The organism is Actinosynnema sp. NPDC023658 (assembly GCF_040639995.1).
GTDB lineage: Bacteria > Actinomycetota > Actinomycetes > Mycobacteriales > Pseudonocardiaceae > Actinosynnema.
Map to the genome: position 1 here is coordinate 1 of NZ_JBFAAX010000393.1, position 5,437 is coordinate 5,437.

Sequence of the window (5,437 nt, forward strand, 5' to 3'; positions counted from 1 at the left end):
GGCCGGGGCGCTCGACGTGGCCGGACAGGGAGAAGATCTTCGGGCCCGGCGACCGCTCGCGGCCCATGGTGCGGTCGTCCGGCTCACGACCCGAGGGTCTCTTCGGCCTCGGTGAAGAACTGGTCGACCGCCTCGTCCACGCCGATGCGGCCGTACTGGAGCTCCTCGGTGATCCGGATGAACGCCTGCTCCAGCGAACCGGCGCCCTTCGGCGGCGCGGGCGGAGTCTTGCCGAACTTGTCCTTCAGGTCGTCCTCGTACGCGGCCACGGCGGCCAGCGGGCCTTCGAGCTGGGCGGCGGCGCGCTGCGCGTTGGTCGGCGGCAGGCCCCGGTTCGCGCCGAAGATCTTGCCGACCTCCGGGTCGTTGACCATGAACGAGACGAGCTTGGCGGCGGCCGCCGGGTGCTCGGACTTCTGCGACACGCTCAGCAGCATCGACGGCTTGAGGTACTGGCCGGACGTGCCCGCCTTGTCGGTCGGCACGGGGCCCAGCTTCAGGTCGGCCTTGGCGCCCTTGTCGTAGCGGGCCATGAAGTTGTCCCAGCCGAGGTCGCCCGCGATCAGGTCCTGCTCCAGCGCGTGAGCGGGCTTGATCTGCACGCCCTTCTCGATGGGCAGGGCGACCTTGGCGTCGGTCAACGCCTTGCCCTCCTTGAAGAACTCGGCCAGCCGCGCCTTGTCGAAGCCCAGCTTGCCGTCCTCGGTGTAGAGGGAGGCGCCTTCCTGGCGGAGCTGGAGCTCCAGGTTGTAGTAGCTGCCGACGTAGTTGCCGCCGCCGGGGATCCCGGTCTTCTCCGCGATCGCCTTCATCGCCGCGCGGTAGTCGTCCCAGGTCCAGCCCTCCTTCGGCTCGGCGACGCCGGCCTGGGTGTAGAGCGCCGGGTTGTAGATGTAGCCCCACGTGTTGCCGCCGGTCGGCACGCCGTAGAGCTTGCCGTCGATCTCGCCCGCGCCCTTGAGCCCTTCCAGCAGGTCCCCGAGTTCGAGGTTCTTGCCCTCCTGCTTCTTCAGGTCGTACAGCGCGTTGCGGTCGGAATACTCGCGGATGTAGGCGAAATCCATCTGGAGCACGTCGGGTGCGTTGCCGCCGGCGGTCTCGGTGGCCATCTTCTGCCAGTACGCCTCGAACTCCTGGAAGCTCGGCGTCACCTTGATCTCGGGGTTCTTGCTCTGGAAGAGGTCGATCGCCTTCTGCATCAACTCGGCGCGCTCGGCGTTCCCCCACCACGAGAACCGCAGCGTGGCGGGACCGGACTGCGTCTCCTCACCGCCGCCACCGCTGCCGCACGCCACGGCGAGCAGGGCGACCATCGAGGTGGCCAGCACTCTGAAACGTTTCAGTGCACCCATTCGGATCCTCCGGTGTCGACCGCTTCCCGACGTGCTGAGCACGGCAGCGGGGAAAGCGCTTTCCGGGAGGCTACGAGCAGGGTGCGCCAACGTCAATGCCCACTTCGGCAGCCACGTGGCGGCTGTTCGGACGCGTCGTCCGCGATCGCCGCCCCCGTCCACCGCGAGCAGCGGACGGGAGCGGACGACCGGGAACTCCTCATCGGACGTAGGGCCACCCCGCGGAATCCCACCCGAGCCAGTTGATGCCCAGTCGGGACGCGCCGTCGTCACCGTAGTAGTGGTAGACGATGATGTCGTTGTCCGTGTCCGCGAACACGTCCTGGTGGCCGGGGCCGTGGATGCTGCCCTGGCCCGCGAGGATCTCCGTGCCGCCACCGGACGTCATCGCCGTGCCGTTGCGGTCGTAGTACGTGCCCGTGACGCTGGTCGAGCGGCCGACCATCACCCGGTAGGTGCTCGACGCGCCGCGGCAGCAGTAGTCGAAGGACACGAACAGGTAGTAGTAGGACCCGTGCTTGAAGATGTTCGGCGCCTCGATCGGACCACCGTTGCGGCCCGCGATCGAGCGGATGGTCGAGTCCGACCGCATGCCGGTGGACGGGTTGAGCGCGACCATCTTCAGACCCGACCAGAACGAGCCGAAGCTCAGCCACCAGCGGCCCTGGTCGTCGACCACGAGGTCGGGGTCGATGGCGTTCCAGTTGTCGCTGGTGCGCGACTCGATGACCAGGCCGCGGTTGGTCCACGTGCCCGCGTTGCCGCTCGGGCTGGTGGCCAGGAAGATCGCGGACCGGTTCGAGCCGAACGACGAGGCCGCGTAGTACATGTAGTACTGGCCGTTGCGGAAGGACAGGTCCGGCGCCCAGAGGTTGCGGCTGCCGTTGGTGTAGGTGGTGGTCCACGACGCGCCGTTGGGGAAGGCGGCGCCCGCGTTGCGGAACGCGGTGCGGTCGGTGGAGGTCTTCAGGCTGATGCCGTCCCCGGTGTGCGCCACCAGGTAGCTGCCGTCGGGCCGCTTGACGACGCTGGGGTCGTGCACCCGGGTGTCGCCGGTGACCACACCGGGTCCGGGGTAGGCCGACGCCTGCGGCGCCGCGACGACCGACACGGCGGTCATGGCGAGCACGGCGAGCGCGGTGAGGGCGCGTTTCTTCGTAGCAGCCACGGTTTCCTCGATCTCTCGGGGTGGGTTGAGCGCGGCGGCGGCGGTGGGGAGTCCGGAGTGGACGGTGGACGAGCTAGGGGCGGACGACGAGGCGTCCCGGCGCGACAGGGGTCGACGGGCCCGGACTCATGCTTCGCCTCCTTGCGAGCAGGAATCGTGACGCGCTTCCGGGTCGTCGGCGTGCCGGTCCGACCGGGAGCGTTCCCAGGCACCGTAGCGCAGGTCACACGGGGCGGCAAGACTTTCTGTTATCGCTAACAGGGCCAGTTGCCGCCCAGGTGCGGCGATTTCTGTTAGCGCTCACAGATTTACCGGGCCGGTGCGGGCCCGCACTGGCCGCGCCCGCACGGGCGTCAACCGGGCGTCCGCTGGGTATGGAAGGCCCATGACACACGAGGAACCGCTGGACCTCGGCGCGACCGAGCTGTCGGAAGCCGAGGAAGCGCGCGTCAGGCGTGAGCACGACCTCGACCGGCCGGAGGTGTTCGACCGGCGCAACGACGTCGACCGCCGGTCGAGGACCCGGTCCAACCTCCTGCCCGAGGAGCTGGGGGCCGGCAGCGCCGACCCCGAGGCGCAGGCGCGCGAGGTGCTGCGCGACTCCGACGTGCGCACGGAGATTCCGGAGTCCGCGCCCGACACCATGGCGGAACGGCGGGAGTCCGGCGCCTGACCGCTCCGGCGCCGAGCCCCGCGGTCCGCGGGACGAGGTGGGAACCGGGTGGGCGAACGGGGGGAGAGTCGCGTCCGCCCACCCGGCAAGTCGGTGACCGGGTGTGCCCGGTCGGTGGCGCGTTGTCGGTGAACCTAGCGCATTGTTATCGCTAACACCAGGGTTGTGGGCCCAGTGTGCCGGTGACCGGCCGGCATACCCGGGGAATGTGAAAGGCGAGGGCCGCTCGTGGAAACGAGCCGGAAGTGTCTCGCAAGTGGGTATTGAGGGTAGCTGACCTGCGCTGTTAGCGTTAACAGCAGCATCCCGATTCCCACGATGGAGTGGACCGATGAACCCTGCCGTTCCCCGGTGGAGTGCCCGAGCACTGGCGGTGGTCGCGGTGGCGGCCATGACCGTCCTGTCCGGCCTCGTGATGATGCCCGCCGCACAGGCCTCGCCCGCCGCGCAGTACACGAACCCGCTGGCGAACCAACGGGCCGATCCGCACATCTTCAAGCACACCGACGGCTACTACTACTTCACCGCGACCGCGCCGGAGTACGACCGGATCGTGCTGCGCCGGGCGACGACCATCCAGGGGCTCGCGACCGCGTCGGAGTCGGTGATCTGGCGCAAGCACAGCTCGGGTGACATGGGCGCGCACATCTGGGCGCCGGAGATCCACTTCATCAACGGCAAGTGGTACGTCTACTTCGCCGCCGGCCGCACCGACGACATCTGGCACATCCGGCCCTTCGTGCTGGAGAACAGCAGCGCGAACCCGCTGAGCGGCACCTGGACCGAGCGCGGCCAGGTCAACGTCCCGTGGGACACGTTCTCCCTGGACATGTCCACCTTCGCGGTCAACGGCGTGCGCTACCTGACCTGGGCGCAGAGCGAGCCGGGCATCTCCACGAACTCCAACCTCTACCTCGCGCGGATGGGCGCGAACCCGTGGCAGATCACCGGCGCGGTGGCCCGGTTGACCGTCCCGACGCTGGCGTGGGAGACCCGCGGCGGCGTCAAGGTCGCGGAGGGGCCGACGGTGATCCAGCGCAACGGGCGGGTGTTCCTCACCTACTCGGCCAGCGCCACCGACGCCAACTACTGCCTGGGCATGCTGACCGCGTCGGCGTCGGCGGACCTGCTCAACGCCTCGTCGTGGACGAAGAGCGCGAACCCGGTGTTCGCCACGAACGCGGCGACCGGCCAGTACGGCCCGGGGCACAACTCGTTCACCGTGTCGGAGGACGGCCAGAGCGACATCCTGGTCTACCACGACCGCAACTACCGCGACATCACCGGCGACCCGCTGAGGGACCCGAACCGGCGCACCCGCGTCCAGAAGGTCTACTGGAACTCCGACGGCACGCCGAACTTCGGCATCCCGGTGGCCGACGGCGTCACGCCCGTGCGGCTCAAGTCCTACAACTACCCGGACCGGTTCATCCGGCACTGGGACTACCGGGCCAAGGTCGAGGCGGACGTCAACCCGCTGGCCGACTCCCAGTTCCGCGTGGTGGCGGGCCTGGGCGGCTCGGGCACGGTGTCGCTGGAGTCGACCAACTTCCCCGGCTACTACCTGCGGCACCGCAACCACGAGCTGTGGGTCGAGCGCAACGACGGCAGCGCGATCTTCCGCGCCGACGCCAGCTTCTTCCGCCGGGCGGGCCTCGCGTCCTCCTCGGCGGTGTCGTTCGAGTCGCAGAACTTCCCCGGCGAGTACATCCGCCACAACGGCACGACCGTCAACCTGACCACCGCACCCGACACCGTCGCACGCGCCGACGCCACGTTCATCCTGGAGTGACCCCTGTGCTGCGCTACCCCTTGCTCCACCCGCCGCTGCTCCAAGCCCTCGCCACGGCCGGCCACGGTTCGAAGGTCCTGCTCGCGGACGCCAACTACGCGCACCGGACCAACGTCCACCACCGGGCCGAGCTGATCCACCTCAACCTGCGACCGGGTCTGGTCGCGGTCGACGAGGTGCTGGAGCCGGTGCTGTCCGCGATCCCGGTCGAAGCGGTGCACACCATGCGGCCGGACGACGAAGACGCGGGCACGCCGGAGGTCTGGGCCGACTACGAGCGCGTGCTCGGTCCGGACCTGCCGCTGCAACCCTTGGGGCGGCACGAGTTCTACGCGGCGTGCCGCTCGCCCGAGCTGGCGGTCTGCGTGGCCACCGGTGACGGCCGGCTCTACGCCAACGTGCTGCTGACGGTCGGTTTCGTCGTGTGACACCGGTTCCGGCCCGCGCACCCG

At 69.3% G+C, this 5,437-nt stretch carries 5 protein-coding genes; 3 read left to right on the top strand and 2 right to left on the bottom strand.

All coding sequences use genetic code 11. From position 1 onward, the window contains the following. Nucleotides 1-83: 83 nt before the first annotated feature. Both AB0G02_RS27265 and AB0G02_RS27270 read right to left on the bottom strand, forming a co-directional pair. Nucleotides 84-1,328, bottom strand: coding sequence for an extracellular solute-binding protein (locus tag AB0G02_RS27265; RefSeq protein ID WP_360799034.1), 1,245 nt, complete (start codon nt 1,326-1,328; stop codon nt 84-86). 223 nt (nt 1,329-1,551) lie between these two features. Beyond that, complete coding sequence (locus tag AB0G02_RS27270) at nt 1,552-2,520, bottom strand: arabinan endo-1,5-alpha-L-arabinosidase (protein WP_360799037.1); 969 nt, start codon at nt 2,518-2,520, stop codon at nt 1,552-1,554. Between the two features lie 385 nt (nt 2,521-2,905). Between AB0G02_RS27270 and AB0G02_RS27275 the strand changes: the two genes are divergently transcribed. The 3 genes from AB0G02_RS27275 (at nt 2,906) to AB0G02_RS27285 (ending at nt 5,413) form a co-directional block, all read left to right on the top strand. Next, entirely contained in the window at nt 2,906-3,193 is a 288-nt protein-coding gene (locus AB0G02_RS27275; RefSeq protein WP_360799040.1) for a hypothetical protein, read from the top strand. A 331-nt stretch (nt 3,194-3,524) separates the two neighbouring features. Continuing rightward, complete coding sequence (locus tag AB0G02_RS27280) at nt 3,525-4,985, top strand: family 43 glycosylhydrolase (protein WP_360799042.1); 1,461 nt, start codon at nt 3,525-3,527, stop codon at nt 4,983-4,985. A gap of 5 nt (nt 4,986-4,990) precedes the next feature. Continuing rightward, nucleotides 4,991-5,413: an RbsD/FucU family protein gene (locus AB0G02_RS27285; RefSeq protein WP_360799045.1), complete on the top strand. Its 423-nt coding sequence runs from the start codon at nt 4,991-4,993 to the stop codon at nt 5,411-5,413. The last annotated feature ends 24 nt before the right edge of the window (nt 5,414-5,437 follow it).